Genomic DNA, 16,856 nt, shown 5'->3' with positions numbered 1-16,856 from the left:
AAGCCTCCGCCTCGAATCAATGCGGAAACTGAATCATGGAGCAACCGCGCTGGGAATCCTCCGATTCCACCAATTGTGAAAATGCTCTAGAATATCAATTTCCGTTTCGGCAATCGTGCGTGCAATCTCGGAATCTGCTTGAGCTTCGCAGTCGATGAAGCTGTCAAAGGCGTTCGTCAGTCTCGTCCGCATGTTGGACTGATCGTCTTTCCCAATCGAGTAGCCAAACACCTCGAACCGCTTCTTGTCGTGCAGTTCGATTAACTCGGCGATCAAATGCGCCGTCGCATGCATGCGAAAATCGGTGGAGACGTAGCCAAGCCGTATTTTGCCGTGAACTACGTCTCCCCGCCTCCAAAGTGGTTTGGGTGATGGCATACACTTGCGCGCTACCCACGCTTCAGCACAACGAAAATGATCGCCGCTCGAATTGGACAGAGACAGCAGCGCGAATGGGCCGCAACTCCCTCTACCAGCTCGAATCGTTGCCGTCAGATGGGCAACCTCTTCTTCCAAGCGATCCCAGTTGCACAAACGCATCTTGGTATGAAGCCGCACTCCCTCGACATCTTCCAGTTCCGGTTCAATCCTGAATGCCTTGTCGTAGGCCTCAAAAGCTTCGTCGTATCGGTTGAGGTCGTAAAGGGCGTTGCCTCGACCAAACCAAGCGCCTGCGAGCTGCGGCCTGAGAGATAACGCTCTGTCGTAGGCGACAATCGCGTCCGGCCTACGTTTAAGCATCAGGAGTGCGTTGCCTCGGTTTGAATGCGCTTCTGCGAAAGCTGGGTTTAGCGAAATTGCTCTATCAAAATCCCCAACCGCAAGCTTATGCTCTCCGAGTTCGTTATAGACCGCTCCCCGACTGTTCCACGTTTCGGCAACGCTCGAATTGAGCGCGAGAGCCTTGTTGAATTGCTCAAGGGCTCGCTTTGGCTTGTTCAAGCGTTTGCAAATGAGTCCGTAGTTGTAAAATGATACGTCAGAATTCGGATTTAGTGATGTCGCCTTTTCGACATGGCGTTCCGCTTCGGCGAACCGTTCCATGGTCATCAGGACAATTGTGATTAGGTTGAGCGCCGCGACGTTGGCAGGATCGACTTTGAGAACGCGGCTGAAGAGCCGTTCTGCCCGAACCAGATCCTTGCCGTGGAACGCGGCAAGCGCATCTCTAAAGACCTTAGCAAGGTCAGGCATCTACTGCTACCGAGGGTAACCATCGGACGAGACCGCACCTGTATACTGGGTGCAGGCTACCGTCCACCGTTAAGGCCTTCATCGCCGGAAGCGGCGTTGGCTACCCGATTTGCAAGGCCCGCAAACAGCGGTCGAGACGGAGCCCTGCGGCTTCAATCAGCGCAGTCATGGACGGCCATTCGCGCGCGCGATGCGCCTCCACAATTTACCAAGTTTAGCAATCGTTCGCGACCTTCCGCGCAGTGAGAGATGCGCTCAAGATGGGTCGATTGCACGGGTGTGAATTGGGCAGCCGGTTACCGGCGCCGGACAATTGCCAAAGTTATCCAACTAACTCAGATGCTTGCATGAACTATGGTAGCGGGAGAGGGACTCGAACCGCCGACCCCAGGATTATGATTTACCGCCTCTTATGCTCAAGCGCGTTTGTACAGCAGTTTCGCGCAATAATTCTTGAAAAAATGCTTCGAAACCGTTCCTTGTCCCCTTTCCGCCGACGATATTTTTGGACTTCGACGGTACGACCGTGGTACGTACCACCGAAATCCTAGTCTTCGGGAATGGAAAATGGCATCACGTCGCGTAGACATGACCGCTGAGACGGTCGAGGGGGCCGTCGAGCTGGCTATCGCGGGCACGAACGAGATCGTGGACTTCTGCGACAGGCTGCAGCCCTACTGGGTCCTCAGGGTCCGCGGTCATTCGGCCTCCTGGCTGGTGAAAACCCGTTCCCGCACCCTCAAGATCGGAACGGCAATTCCGCCCGCAAAGGCGAGCAAGGTTCCCGAACTGCGCAAGCGCGGCAGCGCACTAGGCGATCGATTCCTTGGATTGCGGGACGCTCAGAAATTGGTGCGGGCCGAATGGGCCAAGCTGGATGGCCGGCCGCAGACCGACGGCACGGCGCAGGAGATCCCCGGCTGGACGTGGGGCAAGCTCGTGGCGGAGTATAAGAAACAGCTGTCGGAAATGCGGGAAGACGCATCCGGCAAGCCTATCTACCCTTCGACCGAGACGCAGAACGACGCCCGGCTCGTTTTTGCTAGGCCGGAGGTTTCGAAGCACGACAATAAGCAGCTTGTCGATCTGAACGAGGACTGGTTCGAAGGCGTTCAGCAGAAGCTGCATGCGGATCACGGGTTCAGCGCGTACCGCAAGTTCCGCGCGTACGCGCAAGCCGCATTTTCTTGGGCCGCCTCGTACAGGAGGAAGGAAAGCGGCCTTACGGGTCGCCAGTGGTGGCTGCTCGCCCAAAAACGTCTGCGGACTGACGACGAGGTGAAGGAAAGGGTCGCCCGCCAGAAGGCACTGAGGAAGAAGAAGGAGAATTTCAAGGTCGAACACCTCGGCCAACTTCTCGCCGAACACGAACGGTTCTGTGCCTCGCGCACCGGCAATGCCCGCGTCTCCCCGTCCGTGCGCTGGGGACTGTGGTGGGACGCCCTGACCGGGCACCGCCGCGGCTCGGGTACGTGGGTCGCCCTCGAAGACGTCGAGTTCAAAGATCCGCGCGGCGAGCCCGGCTGGGGATTGGCCACCTGGCAGCCGGAAGTCATGAAAACCCAGGATGCGTTCGCGCTGCCCATCCCCCCTCTCGGTCTGCACATCATCGATTGCTGCAGACGCGATTGGAAGAAGGCGGCGTCGGAGCGCAAGCATAACCGCATCGTCAACCGCTCGAGCAAATGGGTATTCGCCTCTCGGGTCATGAGCGTCGGCGATGTTCCCGCATCCGGATCGGCGCTCGCGAACCATCTGCGTAGTATGAGAGGCCTCCGCCAAGGCAATCATCGAAACGTGCTGCATAGGATCCCGGCGTTCTCCATGCACGTCATCCGCTCCACGCTCGGCGACTTCATTCTCGACCACACGCCCCTGCCCCCAGGCACTGCTTCCCTGATGATCGGGCACGAGATCGCGGGGGACCGCCGAAACGAACTCGACCAGGTCGGTAGAACGGGCAAGCGCTGGTATTTTCAGGCACAACGCATCCCCGAGAAGACCGCCGCGATGGCGCTTTGGAGCGACGCCCTCTTGAAGGCGTTCCTGGATGCTGGCGGCATCTATCCTGATTAGATCGCTTGTTGCCTAGCGTGCTGGATTCGATCGGTGATAGGCGCTCAGATTGGCCACCTTCGGCCGATTGGGGGCAGTACCGGCAAAACGGCGGTGGCGTTTCGTCGCGTCATCAGGCTCGATCGGCCTTCCGCTGGCTCAGCTTCGCGATGCGGCATGGCAACCCCTTCAAGTGCGGGATGCCCTATTCGCGATCGAGGTAGTCCTCGTCGTCCGGTTGCGGCCATCCGATGGATCGGGTCGTCTGCGGCGACGTCGGTTTTGGCAAAACAGAGGTCGCCTTGCGAGCGCGACCCTTCTTATTGAGAACGGCGTTGATATTCGCACTCAGTCTCGGCCGACCGAGCCGCTCACCCTCCAGACCGCGTTCCCGACATCGTCAGCGACGACCAGGGCACCGGTCCGGTCAAGTGCCACGCCGACCGGCCGCCCGTGAACCGTATGTTTATCCGGTGCCAGGAAGTTCGTCATCACGGGGGTCGGCATCCCGCTTGGCCGTCCATTCACGAAGGGGACGAAGATCACCTGGTAGCCGTTCAGCGGGTCGCGGTCCCAACTGCCGTGTTCACCAACGAACGCACCCTCGGCGAACTCCGGTGACAGCGTTTCTCCTTGACTGAATACGAGGCCGAGTGCCGCAACATGGGAGCTGAGGCCGTAATCCGGCTGGATTGCCTTCGCCACCATCGCTGGGTCCTGCGGATGGACGCGCACATCCACATGCTGTCCCCAATAACTATAGGGCCAGCCGTAGAAACCGCCGTCCTTGATGGATGATAGATAATCCGGAACCAGATCCGGCCCGATCTCGTCCCGCTCATTGACCACAGCGAACAATTGCCCCGTTCCAGGTTGGATGGCGAGGTTCGTCGGATTGCGCGTTCCGGTCGCGTAAAGGCGCTTGGCGCCCGTCAAACGATCAATCTCGTAGATCGCTGCACGCCCTTGTTCGACGTCTATCCCATTCTCCGTGACGTTGCTGTTGGAGCCGACCCCGACATACAGCTTTGATCCATCCGGGCTGGCCACCATCGACTTGGTCCAGTGGTGGTTGATCGGGCCTGCGGGCAAATCGGCAAGCCTTGTTCCGGCCACCGTAATCTTCGTCTGCCCCGGCGTGAACGGAAAGGCGATGATCGCGTCGGTGTTGGCGACATACAACGTGTCCGCCACCCATGCAATGCCGTACGGCGAGTGCAGATGGTCGACCAGAACAGTCGTCATCTCCGGAACGCCATCGCCGTTCGCGTCACGCAACAAAGTAATGCGATTGCCACCCTTGTCGGAGGCACCGGCTCGCGCCTTTACTTTGCCTGAGATGTAATCCTTGGGTCGGAATGGCTTGGTACCGGGACCGTTGGCTTCGACGACAAGAATATCGCCGTTGGGCAATGGGTAGACGATCCGCGGATGCATCAGTCCGGTCGCCATCGCCTGAACGCGCATGCCGCGGGGCACCGTTGGCGTTTCCTCAGCTTTCCAGCCAACTGCCAGCGGTACGCTCATGGGCGGCACCAGATATTGGTGAGCTTCGGGAAGGTCTGGATTCGGTCCATATTGTTTTGATGGATCGCCGCCTTGGTCACCGCAGGCGGCGAGCAACGCCAGAATCATCAGTCCCGAAGTCGCTCGAACCCGATTCGCGATCATTCGCTTTCTCCCCGGCTCGCGGTCTTGACGGCGGTAACGCACCAGCCTCGAAGACCAGCGGCAAGGAGCAGGATGGTGACGATGATTGACAGAGTGATGCCGGTTGGGACAACCGACGTCCACGCATCTCGCGTATGAACGAAGACGTTGACCAGGGAGAGAACTGCGGCAGACCCTACCAAACCAAAATCGAGCCAACGGATCGGTCCGGCCCTCCCGAGCGCGAAGTCAACTACCAAGAAGATTGTGGCGAGAAGCGCCAGCACGAGTCCCCCAGTGATCAGCCAAACAGAGAAGTTGGCCCACTGCATCAGCGAATTGCTCGTGTACATGTAGTCCGTGAACAGAGCGGCCATGAGCAACGCGCCACCCAATCCAACAAAAAACGGGTGCAATGGCTCATGCATACGGCTCTTGCCAATTGGCCCCGCCATCTGTTTCTCCCGTATCCTTGCGCGACTGAGTTCGGTCAGCATAAATCCTGCAATCCAGGGCGGCAATAACCCGTTCCTCAGTTTCTATACTCAGCGACACCTGAGACTGGGCCAGCCGCACTGTTGCCGTTAAAACAATCGAATAGTGCGCCATATCCGGTGCCCGCAATACGGTGTGGTCGAGAGCTTCGATCATCTAGACCGACCGAACCCTCGGCGCGAAACCGCGCAACCCGCTTAAGCATGGTCTTGGCGCTGACCTGAAAATCCCGGGCCACCGACGCAGGCTTCTGCTGCGCTCTGCGGCGTCGCGGCGCGATAAGCAATTTCGAGGCGCCCGAAGAAACGGCCTCGTCCGGACGCAAGCATTGCACAAGGATTCGGGGCGCATTCGAAAGCAGCTGTTCTGTGCCTGCGACGCAGACGACGCGCCCGGGCCGACAAAAAGCCTAGGATATCGAATCCTTGTACTGGACAGACAGTCTGCTCCATCGGCAAATGAATCCTTCACATTCGAACTGGATTCACTGGTTGGCCAAACGCGAGATTCGCCCACTTCTTTCTCCGAAAATGCTCAAGCTCGCGCGGGAACTCGCTCGTGTGGATCAGGGAGAACTCGCGCGGCTTGTCGGGATCAGCAGAAAAACGGTCGTGGTCGTGGAACGAGAACTTCCCGCCAAGGTAGACCCGCGCCGACGAGCAGTGCTTGAACGGATACGCTCCCTCTTCGAAACGAGGTTCAGGTTGGATTTCGACACCGACACGGAGAAGGTCGGCCGCCTCCGGCGTACCAGCGTTCCGAAGCGGAAGACGGCCTCGAGATAAGCAGAACGCCTCGCTGTCGATGTTCGACGAAGCCTGCGAGAGCGTTTCGAGAGCACAAGGTAGCTCCTATCAAGAGTTAAAAAGTTGAGCTGTTCTTCGGTCAAGCCCCATTCGCACGACGAATCCTTGGGTATCCGCGCAAGACTTCCTCCTTTGCACGCAGTTTCCGATTCCTTCGTTGCGCGAACCGACCGAAACGCGGCTGGATTTGAGACGCAGCGACACAACCAATATTGAAAACGCGATCTTAGATAGTGTAACCGAAGACATATTTCCGACACAATTAAATAACTTGCTGCGGAGCGTCGCCGGATGGTTCGACCGGCCGTGGAGGTAAAAATGATCAATCAGCAGAAAGCGCGGTCTGTCGCGAATTGGCACAGCTCGTGTGCGCCGATCCGTGCAATCCGTATGGGAATTGGCGTGCTCTTTGCTCTCCGGACGCTGGATCCATTGGAGGTGGAGGTCCATATCGTCCCGTTGAAGCACCCCGTCGACAGGACCGCGAGCGGCCTCCGCTCTTGGCGCGTTCTGCATTTCGTAATGCGCGTTAAAGCGTTCGCCTTCGTCGTGTTGGATCGGCGCAGCATTCTGGATCTGAGCAACTCCCTGGTGTTGCGGTCCGAAGAACCGGGCCGAAGACTTCTTCGTCCTCGATTTTCATTCCGCTTGTCTGGGACGAAGGCCCATGTCGCTGGCGTATCGCACGAAAAGGTTGGGGTCTCCATGCAGGGCGCCGTTGGCTCGCGAAAACAGCCGAGCTACCGAGGAAGCAAGTTTCCGATTGGGGGTGAGCCAACTCCGCTTGGCCGCCAGACCGACCAGGAAGGGCGCGGCGCCGACACCGGAAGACTGTTTCCAGATGTCGCCTACCGTTGCGAGTTCCCGCGCGCCGGCACCGACCGCGCGAGTCGCGGTGGGCTCGACCACGATCACGGCATCGACGTCGCCGCGATCGAACAGTGCCAGATTGGCTGTCGGCGGCCCGAAAAATATCTCGAAATCGCGGTCCATATCGATTCCGATCAGCGATAACGCCACGCGCGCCTGCTGATAGGTCTCGGTTGTCTTCGGCTGGGTCGCGACCTTTTTCCCGACGAGATCGGAAGGCTTGCGATAGGGACTGTCGGCGCGGACGACGATGCGTCCGTGATTGTTGAGCCCCGGACCGAACAGCGTAATATCGCTGCCCTTCCGCGCCAGGGTCGCAAGACCGATCGCGCCGAACAGCCCGACGTCGAGCGCACCCGCCGCGAGTTGAACCTGCATCTGCCCGGGATCGCCCGCAATCCAGTGCAAATCGAAATCCGCACTCAACGCCGGATCGAGCGTGCCGATGACCGCGCGCCAAATCGAGCCTGCGCTTCCGGGCGTCGACAACGCAACGTTCACGACCGGCTTCGATTGTGCCAGCGCCGGGCTCTTCAAGACAAACGGCGCAGCAGCAGCGCCGGCCAGGCCACCAAGCAACCTCCTCCGACTCGGCGACCACCGCGACAAGCTGCCGGCTTTTTCACTTACCATTCGTGGCACTTTCGACAGCGCGCGCCGACCAGGCGAGTAAGATCGCCTGCTCGCCTCGATCGGGACGTTGACGAGGATTCACCTAGGAAACCACCAGCGTATCATGGTTATTCCGCCCGTCGGTAAAGCCCCTCTCCTTCATCCAGTGATAGGCCGGATCGAAAAGCTCGGGCGAATAACGTTCCGCATGGGTGTAGCGGACAAAGCGGCCATCCAGCTCATCCGGGCCGATCTGATCCTTCGCGATGCCGACGATATAATGCGCGTACTTGCCAAAGTCGGCATTGATCAGATCGACGGCCTGATCCAGCACCTTGAAATAAGTCCCGATATCGAGCGGACCCAAATCCGGCGATACGATCTCGGCGCCGCGGTAGAACGTTAGCGCAATCAGATGCGCTCCCTGCTTCAAGGCCAGGCTGATGAAGGGCTCCATCACCGTCACGGCACGAACGCGGCCTTCCTTCAACGCCTGAAGCCGAACCTCGGGCGCCCCGACATGGGTCGTGATAATCTGATCTTTGCCGATCGCGCCTTCGAGCAGCCCGATGGTCGTGTAGTGCGACCCGGTAAAGTCGTTGATACCAATCGCAACGCCCGCGAGATCGCGGGGCGACTGCAGCTTCGGGTCGAAGGAAACGATAGCCTGAGCCGCGATCGCCGGACGAAGTGCTGCGATCTTACCGCGGCCCGCGCCGCGCTCCAGGCGGTCGATACCGCCCCACTCACATACGTTGAAGGTTTCGGCGGCGCCTTGCTCGAACAGCGCCTCTTTCTGCCGCTTCAGCACGTCACGCTCGAGCTTGTCGTGGTCGGCATATTTGACGGAATAATCGACATCCAGCCCCGCCTGAGCGAACAGGCCATGTTCCAGCGCAACCAGGATCGGAAGGTCAAATACAGGAGGATTTGGTGAGATGCGTATTCTTGTTTTCAGATTAGAAATCGAGACCATTCGTCGTACTCCAGCGTTCGCAGGGCTTTTTTCCAGCAGATGAAGGATTCGCGCTTTCAGTGGCCGACAGTCATCCGCGCCAAACATCAACCGTCTCACGCTAAGCCGGACAAGCGAGATAGTGTTTTCATATTCGCACAGCATATTGGGACAAACTTCCGCTTCTCAGCCCGGATAGGCGTGTGCACGTGCCGTACCAGATCACTCAACCGCCGCGCTCAGCGTACCCCGACGAAGCGAAAACTCGAGCGGTGTGGGATTACGCATGTCTAGCACCGGACGATGGCGATCGACGATCTCCTTCAGACGCTCGAGATCCGCCTCGGCAAAGGCGCACAGCCCGGTCAGCATGGGAATGGTCGAAGGGCTCGCCGGCCGAGAAGAAGGCTCGGACTGCCCTCGGCTGATTTGATGGTTCGCCGAGATCATCAAGGAGCCACCGCCGTTGCGGCCAGTTGACGTTCACGGACGATGGCCCTCGCCGCCTGCTCGCCAATGATGACGCTGGGAGCCATAGTGTTAGCCAGAGGAACCCGCGGCATGACCGAGGCGTCGGCAATGCGGAGACGGTCGATGCCGTAGACTTTTAGGCGGCTATCCACGACAGCCATGCGATCCCGCCCCATCTTTGCGGTGCAGCTCTGATGCCAGATGGTCATCACCCCGTCTCGGATGAAATCGTCCATCGCTGCAGGCGAGAGCGCCGTCGGCATGACTTCCCGCTTTACGAAGCGCCTGAGTGCCCGAGCGTTGCCGATCTCCCGCGCCTGTTCCACGCATCGCCGCAAAGCGACTAGGTCGGCCGGATCGGAAAGGATCTGCGAGTCTATCAGGATGGGATCTTCCGGTTTGGCGCCTGTCAGGCGCAGACGGCCGACACTGTGCGGACGCAGCAGCGCCGGAAAGATCCCCCAGGATCCGGCCGGTATCGAGTGCCGTCCCGCCAGCTCGGGGCTCGCGACGGGAAACTCGATCTGGAGCAATTGGATATCCGGACTGTCCAGCTCCGGGGTACTCTGGGCGAAGATGGTGGCTTCGCCACCATTATCGTGGGGGGCCACCGGCTCCGGATATTCCCAGATGCAACTCGAGACCCAGATGTGGTCCTGAAAATTCGCGCCCACTCCGGGAAGGTGTTGGATCACGGGAATGTCAAGGGATGCCAGCGTGTCCGCGTCGCCAACACCGGACTGCATCAGCACCTTCGGGGTGTGGATGGCACCCAGGGACAGGATCACTTCCTGCGAAGCGTGAAGGCGCTGGGCCCGACCGTCGAGTTGGCACTCCACGCCGATTGCCGCTCCCCTTTCGATGATCACGCGGGTGACCAGGGTGTCGGTCAGCACTGTGAGGTTCGGCCGGTTCATCAGCGGGAATGCGTAGGACCGGAAAATCGACTGCCGCCGGCCGTCGCGTATGCGCAGGTTGAAGTAGGACGCACCGCCCGGGCCCTCCATCATGGCGCCGTTCTGATCGTTGAAGACGGATATGCCCTGTTCCGCGGCGGCGTCGAGCATTGCGACTGCGACGGGGTTTGGCTCGATCGGCGGCGTGATGTAGAGCAGACCATCGCGTCCGCGTCGGGCCGGATCGGGCGCGCCCTGCCAATTCTCGATCTCGCGGTAGATGGCGAGGACGGACTCATAGCTCCAGGCGGGATCACCGGCCTCGGCAGCAAAATAATCCCAGTCGCTCTTGTGGCCACGAGCCCAGATCATGACGTTGATGCTTGATCCTCCGCCCAACACCTTGCCCATGCTCATCGGGATCGTACGTCCGTTGAGGTGCGGATTGGGCAAAGCCGCGAAGCCCCAGTCGCGCGCGCTACCCAGATTCTGCGGCCAAGCCGCCGCCATCTCTACCTCGGGCACGCTGTCGGTGCCGCCGGCCTCGATCAGCAGCACCGAGACGTCCGGATTCTCGGCCAATCGTCGCGCGACGACCGAGCCCGAGGATCCGGATCCGCACACGATAAAATCGTAACGCGACCGCAGATTCGCGCGAAGCCTTCGCTGATTTGCCGTTACCGCCTCTTCGAATTCAGCGGAATTTACGTTCATGGGGATTCCTTGTGAATGCAGTGCCGGCGTGCCGCCGGTTTACGCCAAGCCCGGCGATTAATATGTTTGTCATCATATCTTGCTGTCATCATCGACTGATGTAAGCGGTCGGGGATTGGTCGTCATGAGCCCATGACGTACTTTCGCCAGTCCCGGCGCGCACTGTTTGCCGCCCATACATCGAGACTTTGCGCTACCGCATCGTTTCAGGAAGATGAAAAAGAATACGGTTGTAAGAGAACGGCCACATGCACGGCGATGTGATGATGATCACCGGATGCCCCCCGCGACGGCCGAAGCTGGACCCAGACCCAATCCAACGGCCTGCGAACCGCAGTGGCCGCTACGCGGCAAGTTGAAGAATTTCGGCGATATCCTCCGGACCCTTGATGGCCCGGGTGAAGATCGACAGCATCGCGTTGCCGGCGATCAGTTGGAACTTCTCCTTGGTCACACCGACTTCCGAGAGGTGGCTGGGCAACCCCGACCGACCGATGAACTGAGCAAAGACGTCGCTGGCCCTCGCGCCCGGCGCGGGCCACGCTTTGGCGATTTTCTTCTGGGCTTCATCCGTCACGGGTTGATTGTATTTCAGCACACTAGGCATCATCACCGCAGTGCACAGGTAATGCGGGACATCGCAGGTACCACCCAGCACGTGTCCGATCGCGTGGCTGGCCCCCATCGGGATGCGGCATTGCAGTCCGAATGCGGACATCCACGAGCCGAGCTGGCAAAACTGCCGTGCTTCCAAATCGCCTGGATTTTCCTTGGTGGCCTGCAGGCCATCGTACAGGTAGCGCAGGCCGCGCAAGCACACGCTTTCAACCAGCGGATTGCCTCTCGGAGAGCAGATTGCTTCGATCCCGTGATCCATCGCGCGTGTGCCTAACCCGAGCCACAAGGTCTGCGGGGTGTGCCGGGTGATTTCCGGATCCAGGATGATCGACAGCGGCATCATCAACGGATGGCCTGAATATCTGCTTCAACTTCCTGCGCGCGTCCGTGACGAGCGTTCCAGAATTATACTCGCCACCCGAAAGCGTGCTCGGGATCGCGATCATCCTCACCTTCGGGGCGCGAAATGGACCGGGCCGGGGTCCCTCGGAGGTCGAAATTAGCTCGAATCCATCGAGACCTGATTCCTCGGCGATACCGTGTTCAAGGCACATCAATATGCGCGATGCTCCATTGCGTGAGAAGTTCAACTCGCCGGCTTCGCATTGCAATGTAAGTGCTCATCAACTTCGACTAACAGATCGAGTGAGATCGGGAAGGATGCTCGATTGCATCATCGAGATCGTTTGGAGCGATGCAGCGAGCGGAAGATCTCCGAAAGCGAGTTGGCACATGACGTATGTCACGCCGGCCTCAACGACCTGGCTCTTGAGCGTTTCTCGCACCGTGGAAGCTGATCCGACCACGCAGGGGCGTGTGTCGACGTAAATCCAGAAAGGTCATGCAATCCTCCGGAATCAGGTTCGCCCCAACTTTTTGTTCAGGTCACCAAGCATCGTTCTCTGCATGGACAAAATACGAACAACGGCCTCCTCCAGTTCTGCGGCGAAAGCATCACCCAACGCGGAATCCATCCCCGGAAAGGTTTGCTTGGTAAAGCGCTCGATAGTGCTGGTGTGCGCCGCTTCAACCTTCGCGTTGGTCGCATTGCTGAGCATGTACAATTTAGCCCAAAGGTCGCTTAGCAAATACTCGATTGCGGCGAGACGCGCCCCAAGCCTCAGTTCGCTTTCGTTCATCATGAACTCCCTTGATTTTTCATCTGCACGAACATCGCTTTCAATCGTTCCGCCTCAATCCTCGGCGCGCGTGTTACTTGGCCCTGCGTGGGCCGGCAGGCAATCCGCTAGGCAATGTAGCCTTGAGCGCTAGACGTTGTGAGGGATGGCGAATGCTCAGCGGCACAGGAGCGCACGATCCGATGGCAATGCCGCCTATGCGCGCCTCGTTTAAGGCTTGATAACATGCCACCGCTCACCACGCGCGCATATCTACATCTCGTCGCTCCGCCGCTGCAGGTTCCTTCCCGAGCAGAATGTCTGCCGCCTTCTCCGCGATCGCGATCACGGCGGCGTTGGTGTTGCCGCGGACGATTGACGGCATCACCGACGCATCGACCACACGGAGTCCTTCAGTACCGAAAACCCGGAGATCCGAGTCGACGACGCCGCCGATCCCGCAGGTGCACGAGGGATGGTAGTCGCTACCTGTCTTCTCGGCGATAAATGCGAGGATGTCCGCTGCCGAGTCGGATGCTGGAACAGAGAAGGGTGCACGCTGCACCTTCGACAACACGGGTCGCCGGAAGATATCCATTGCCGACCGGACTCCAGCGATCATCGTGGCGCGATCGTGCTCGGTCGCCAGATAATTATGGGAGATGCGCGGTTTCGCGCCGGGGCGCGCCGACCGCAACGTGACTCTGCCGCGGCTGGTCGGCTTCAACAGCGTTGGTTGCATCGTACAGGCGTGATCGACCGGCGTCGCCAGTCCTTCGTCGAAGAACAGTACGGGCAGGATGTGGAATTGGCAGTCCGGCACGCGCTCGTCGCCGCACGTTGACAGGAACACGCCACCCTCCCCGATGTTCGAGGTCAACGGGCCACGGCCCTCTTGATAGAGAGCCATATCGTCGGCGGAGCCAGCGCCGAAAAGTGATTTCTCATCGGTCAGGTAGCTTATCGGCACCTCCGGATGGTCTTGCAGGTTCGTCCCCACTGGGAGATCGACGATCGGTTGAATTCCAAATGGGGTGAGGTCGTCGGCCGGTCCGATGCCAGAAAGCATGAGAAGTTGCGGAGAGCCGTAGGCGCCGGCTGCGAGGATAGTCTCGCTTCCGGCGAAAAACGTTTCCTCCTGGCCATCGCGATGGACCGACACACCGATGGCTCGGTGTCCCTCGAACGACAAGCGCAGCACTAGGGTATCCGTGAAAACGCGCAAGTTCGGCCGATCGAGCGCCGGATGGAGATAAGCGGCAGCGGCGCTGCATCGAACTCCGTTGCGTTGGGTGAGCTGAAAACGCCCGACCCCAAGCTGCTCGGCACCGTTGAAGTCACTGTTAGCCCGATGGCCCGACTGTACCGCCGCGTCGATCAGGTGGTCCACAAGTGGTTGCATAGAGCGGCTGTCCTGCACGCTCAGGGGCCCGAAATGCCCATGATAGGTGGGATCGCCTCGCTCGTTGCTCTCTGATCTGATGAAGTAGGGCAACATTTCTCGATACGACCACCCCGTTGCGCCCTCGCTTGCCCAACCGTCGAAATCAGTTTGGTTTCCACGGATGTATATCATCGCGTTGATCGCGGAAGAGCCACCCAGCGTTCTGCCACGTGGCAGGTAGATCCGCCGCTCGCGCAATGCCTGTTCCGGCTCGGTCGCGAAGTCCCAATCGTACTTCGTCTTGAACAGTTGCGGGAAGGCGACGGGCATGGCGATCTCCGGCGCATCGTCCCGTCCTCCCGCCTCCACCAGGGCTACCCTGACAACGGGATCTTGGCTGAGACGCGCGGCGAGCACGCATCCGGCCGACCCGGCCCCAACGATGATGTAGTCAAATTCTTGTCTCGCGATCATGCGTGAACTCCAAGATCCCTGATCAGCCTGCCGAGCCCTTGCTTCAATGTGATTTCAGGCTCAGCCCAGCGCGCTACGGTCGTAGCCAGGCATCGGACTGGCGGCCCATGGGAAGTTATTTGCCGAGGAAGTTGGATCGCTGGAGGTTGGACGTCGAGAGCCGATGGCGCACTTTCGCCTGCATTGGGCGCGCACTACTCATGGCCGAACTCGGCCACGCATTTATCGGCCACAGACCTTGGCCGATGCTCGCCAGCATAAAGCGGCGCGCTCTCGGATGATCATCCAAGTAGTACGGCCAAACCATCCTGTGCCCAGGCGGTTTGGTCCGTCAATTACGGCTTGGTCAGGCAAGTCGACCGCAATTACTCGAGATCCGAAGCCTGCCCGGCTGCGCGCAGTGCGCACAGAGACGTGGCCTGCGGCTCAGCAGGCGGCCGCCGACGCGCTCTCCTCAGCCCGCCTGCGAGGGGAGACCGAGGCAAATGCGTTGAGCGTCTCCATCGCCCGTCTCGACGGGGCGAATGGATCCTAGAATGGCTCGGCGGATTCGGAAGACGTAGCCGACGCCGCGCTCGGTCTGGATGACGCGCGGCGCGCTCGGGTCAGTCTCCAGCTTGCGCCGCAGCCGCAACACCTGAATGTCGATGCTCCGGTCAAAAATATTGTCATGGACCCGGGTCGCCTGTAGCAGGTATTCGCGAGTCAGCGGGCGCAGCGGCGCTTCGAGAAAAACAAGCAGTAAGGTATATTGCCCCTTGCTCAGGGGAACCGAAGTGTCGTTGGCGTCGATCAGCTTGCGGCCGCGGCGCTCGAGCTTCCAGCCGTTGAAGCGGTAGCCGCCGCGCTCGGGATCGCGGGCGCGCGCGGCCCGTCCGATCTCCTGACGCCGCAACACCGCGCGGACACGCGCCAGGAGCTCTCTCAGGCTGAACGGTTTGATGATGTAATCGTCGGCGCCGAGCTCAAGGCCGACGATGCGATCGATTTCGTCGGGCCGGTGCCTGGTGGTGATGATGACAGGCACATCAGAATGCGAACGGATTTCTCGCAGCAAATCGAGCCCATCCTCCTGACCGAGGCGAAGGTCGAGAATGATCAGACTGGGCTGCGTTTTCTCAAGATGGCAGCGCAGTTCAGCCCGATTGGACGCTGCCCTGGTCGGCACAGTATGCTCTTCCAGATATCCGATCACCATTTGCCGCAAGGCGGGATCATCATCAACAACAATGATACGACCTACATCTGCCAACATAGTCGGACTCTTGAATTGGCCGCCACCAACCGGGACCTAGGTCTAGGCCTGAACACGAAATCGGAAGTGAGTCCCTTCGTTGGAAATCTATTCGCTCGAAATCAGATGTCATATGTCGAAGACGCACTTTGATACGTGTCGAGGACGCACAAAGAAGTTTTCCCCTTTTACGCGATTCGAGAGCGGACCTGAGAGCCTGACCGAAAAAGCAGCGAGCATTTCCGAAGGCGAACCACGGACCAGCCTCGTCAGCACGCACGGCATTGATGGTCGCGTTCAGGTGGCGAGAATGTCTGCTCGTTGGGCAAGAGCCGGAAGTACGCCGTCAGAGGGGATAACGAAGGCAGTTCAGACCTCTGCTGCCCCTGTAGGGAAACCTTATTGTGACCGCTTCGCTTTTCTGATGGCTTCGATGGCGATGAAGTACACTGACACCGCGAGCATCCGCAAACCTACCGCGAACGCAACTCCTTCGATCAACAACATCACTGTCTTTCCTTTCACACATCGGGCTATGGACTCGCTCTGAGCGTTCCTCTGATCATCAAATAGGACGCCGGGGGTCTCGGGCGCAGTCTTCTTTCGAGAGCACACCTAAGGTCCCGACGGTGGTGCGAATGCCAGAATATCGCCCGTATACGTCTCGACCACCTCGCTGAACGGTGTGCCATTCGGCAGTGTCAAGACAGCACGATGTTCGAGCACCGCATCGGGAATCGGCAGCATTGCGGGATTTCTGTCTGAGATGGATGCACCAGTTTCCCAGCCCTCGGGCAGAGGCAGCCAGAGCAGTTTTGCTGACAGGGTTCGGCGTCGAAAATTCAGAGGCTGGACTGCCCGGCCGAAAGAAGTCTCGGTGGTGTCGAGCAGCCCGTTCATGTCATTGCTCAGTCGAGCCGGTACATACCAGTTGTCCGCCTCCGAAAGGATATAAGCGCCGCAGTGCAGCCGCACCCGGCGATAGCGGACAGCATCGGAAGTACTCACGCCGAGCAGTTGCAGTTGCTCCGCCGTCGGCCGTTTGTCGGCGCCCTTCACCCGCTCGGCGACGATGCGCGCCGGCGACGCCATATGATGGGTGTCGCACCATCGTTCGAGAGTGAGGGTCGCGCTGTCATGACTGAGCAGGTCGGCGTTCAAGGTCTGCAGCAGAGTGAGCGCTTCAAGACGGCTGACAAAATTGTCCGGCCAGGGAATCGTCCGTTTCATGGCACCGTCATCCGCACTCCCCGAACCGAATGGCCAAAGCAGGACCAAGCCGATCAGAATTGTTTTTCCCAGTGCAGGCC

At 59.5% G+C, this 16,856-nt stretch carries 14 protein-coding genes; 1 reads left to right on the top strand and 13 read right to left on the bottom strand.

The genetic code is table 11. The annotated features are described in order from the left end of the window. Nucleotides 1–33: 33 nt before the first annotated feature. Nucleotides 34–1,194, bottom strand: coding sequence for a tetratricopeptide repeat protein (locus tag ACP2YO_RS09685; RefSeq protein ID WP_426440661.1), 1,161 nt, complete (start codon nucleotides 1,192–1,194; stop codon nucleotides 34–36). A 588-nt stretch (nucleotides 1,195–1,782) separates the two neighbouring features. On the opposite strand from ACP2YO_RS09685, the gene ACP2YO_RS09680 reads away from it, so the two are divergent. Further along, nucleotides 1,783–3,270, top strand: a complete 1,488-nt coding sequence (locus ACP2YO_RS09680) for a hypothetical protein (RefSeq protein WP_426440660.1) — start codon at nucleotides 1,783–1,785, stop codon at nucleotides 3,268–3,270. Nucleotides 3,271–3,597: 327 nt separating this feature from the next. Here the strand turns inward: ACP2YO_RS09680 and ACP2YO_RS09675 are convergent, their stop codons facing one another. The 12 genes from ACP2YO_RS09675 to ACP2YO_RS09620 form a co-directional block, all read right to left on the bottom strand. Beyond that, nucleotides 3,598–4,920 carry a PQQ-dependent sugar dehydrogenase gene (locus tag ACP2YO_RS09675; protein WP_426440659.1) on the bottom strand — a complete coding sequence of 441 codons (1,323 nt, stop codon included), beginning with the start codon at nucleotides 4,918–4,920 and terminating at the stop codon, nucleotides 3,598–3,600. Further along, entirely contained in the window at nucleotides 4,917–5,396 is a 480-nt protein-coding gene (locus ACP2YO_RS09670; RefSeq protein ID WP_426440658.1) for a DUF2231 domain-containing protein, read from the bottom strand. The genes ACP2YO_RS09675 and ACP2YO_RS09670 overlap by 4 nt, the downstream gene beginning before the upstream one ends. Before the next feature lie 35 nt (nucleotides 5,397–5,431). Then, nucleotides 5,432–5,632: a leucine zipper domain-containing protein gene (locus tag ACP2YO_RS09665; protein ID WP_426443114.1), complete on the bottom strand. Its 201-nt coding sequence runs from the start codon at nucleotides 5,630–5,632 to the stop codon at nucleotides 5,432–5,434. 1,207 nt (nucleotides 5,633–6,839) lie between these two features. Continuing rightward, the gene (locus ACP2YO_RS09660) at nucleotides 6,840–7,649 is read right to left on the bottom strand and encodes an ABC transporter substrate-binding protein (RefSeq protein ID WP_426440657.1); all 810 of its coding nucleotides are present in this window, start codon (nucleotides 7,647–7,649) and stop codon (nucleotides 6,840–6,842) included. 136 nt (nucleotides 7,650–7,785) lie between these two features. Next, nucleotides 7,786–8,745 (bottom strand): ABC transporter substrate-binding protein, encoded by a 960-nt coding sequence (locus ACP2YO_RS09655; protein WP_426440656.1) that lies wholly within the window; start codon nucleotides 8,743–8,745, stop codon nucleotides 7,786–7,788. A gap of 114 nt (nucleotides 8,746–8,859) precedes the next feature. After that, a complete protein-coding gene (locus tag ACP2YO_RS09650) occupies nucleotides 8,860–9,009 on the bottom strand; it encodes a hypothetical protein (RefSeq protein WP_426440655.1) in 150 nt (49 codons plus the stop codon). 77 nt (nucleotides 9,010–9,086) lie between these two features. Beyond that, nucleotides 9,087–10,718 carry a GMC family oxidoreductase gene (locus ACP2YO_RS09645; protein ID WP_426440654.1) on the bottom strand — a complete coding sequence of 544 codons (1,632 nt, stop codon included), beginning with the start codon at nucleotides 10,716–10,718 and terminating at the stop codon, nucleotides 9,087–9,089. A gap of 343 nt (nucleotides 10,719–11,061) precedes the next feature. Continuing rightward, on the bottom strand, nucleotides 11,062–11,679 hold the full coding sequence (locus ACP2YO_RS09640) for a hypothetical protein (RefSeq protein ID WP_426440653.1): 618 nt from the start codon (nucleotides 11,677–11,679) through the stop codon (nucleotides 11,062–11,064). A gap of 514 nt (nucleotides 11,680–12,193) precedes the next feature. Next, nucleotides 12,194–12,475, bottom strand: coding sequence for a hypothetical protein (locus ACP2YO_RS09635; protein WP_426440652.1), 282 nt, complete (start codon nucleotides 12,473–12,475; stop codon nucleotides 12,194–12,196). Nucleotides 12,476–12,710: 235 nt separating this feature from the next. Then, entirely contained in the window at nucleotides 12,711–14,312 is a 1,602-nt protein-coding gene (locus ACP2YO_RS09630) for a GMC family oxidoreductase (protein WP_426440651.1), read from the bottom strand. Between the two features lie 454 nt (nucleotides 14,313–14,766). Continuing rightward, nucleotides 14,767–15,567: a response regulator gene (locus ACP2YO_RS09625; protein WP_426440650.1), complete on the bottom strand. Its 801-nt coding sequence runs from the start codon at nucleotides 15,565–15,567 to the stop codon at nucleotides 14,767–14,769. Nucleotides 15,568–16,161: 594 nt separating this feature from the next. After that, complete coding sequence (locus ACP2YO_RS09620; protein WP_426440649.1) at nucleotides 16,162–16,776, bottom strand: hypothetical protein; 615 nt, start codon at nucleotides 16,774–16,776, stop codon at nucleotides 16,162–16,164. Between the last annotated feature and the right edge of the window lie 80 nt (nucleotides 16,777–16,856).

The organism is Bradyrhizobium genosp. P, assembly GCF_049949265.1.
Taxonomy (GTDB): Bacteria; Pseudomonadota; Alphaproteobacteria; order Rhizobiales; family Xanthobacteraceae; genus Bradyrhizobium.
Note: the sequence above shows the minus strand (reverse complement) of the source record. Positions and strands in the feature narration are given on the sequence as shown.

Coding starts and splice junctions, on each gene's coding strand:
- ACP2YO_RS09645 (WP_426440654.1), bottom strand. CDS start 10,718: ATGAACGTAAATTCCGCTGAATTCGAAGAGGCGGTAACGGCAAATCAG.
- ACP2YO_RS09650 (WP_426440655.1), bottom strand. CDS start 9,009: ATGCTGACCGGGCTGTGCGCCTTTGCCGAGGCGGATCTCGAGCGTCTG.
- ACP2YO_RS09685 (WP_426440661.1), bottom strand. CDS start 1,194: ATGCCTGACCTTGCTAAGGTCTTTAGAGATGCGCTTGCCGCGTTCCAC.
- ACP2YO_RS09655 (WP_426440656.1), bottom strand. CDS start 8,745: ATGTTTGGCGCGGATGACTGTCGGCCACTGAAAGCGCGAATCCTTCAT.
- ACP2YO_RS09675 (WP_426440659.1), bottom strand. CDS start 4,920: ATGATCGCGAATCGGGTTCGAGCGACTTCGGGACTGATGATTCTGGCG.
- ACP2YO_RS09635 (WP_426440652.1), bottom strand. CDS start 12,475: ATGAACGAAAGCGAACTGAGGCTTGGGGCGCGTCTCGCCGCAATCGAG.
- ACP2YO_RS09640 (WP_426440653.1), bottom strand. CDS start 11,679: ATGATGCCGCTGTCGATCATCCTGGATCCGGAAATCACCCGGCACACC.
- ACP2YO_RS09670 (WP_426440658.1), bottom strand. CDS start 5,396: ATGCTGACCGAACTCAGTCGCGCAAGGATACGGGAGAAACAGATGGCG.
- ACP2YO_RS09625 (WP_426440650.1), bottom strand. CDS start 15,567: ATGTTGGCAGATGTAGGTCGTATCATTGTTGTTGATGATGATCCCGCC.
- ACP2YO_RS09680 (WP_426440660.1), top strand. CDS start 1,783: ATGACCGCTGAGACGGTCGAGGGGGCCGTCGAGCTGGCTATCGCGGGC.
- ACP2YO_RS09630 (WP_426440651.1), bottom strand. CDS start 14,312: ATGATCGCGAGACAAGAATTTGACTACATCATCGTTGGGGCCGGGTCG.
- ACP2YO_RS09620 (WP_426440649.1), bottom strand. CDS start 16,776: ATGAAACGGACGATTCCCTGGCCGGACAATTTTGTCAGCCGTCTTGAA.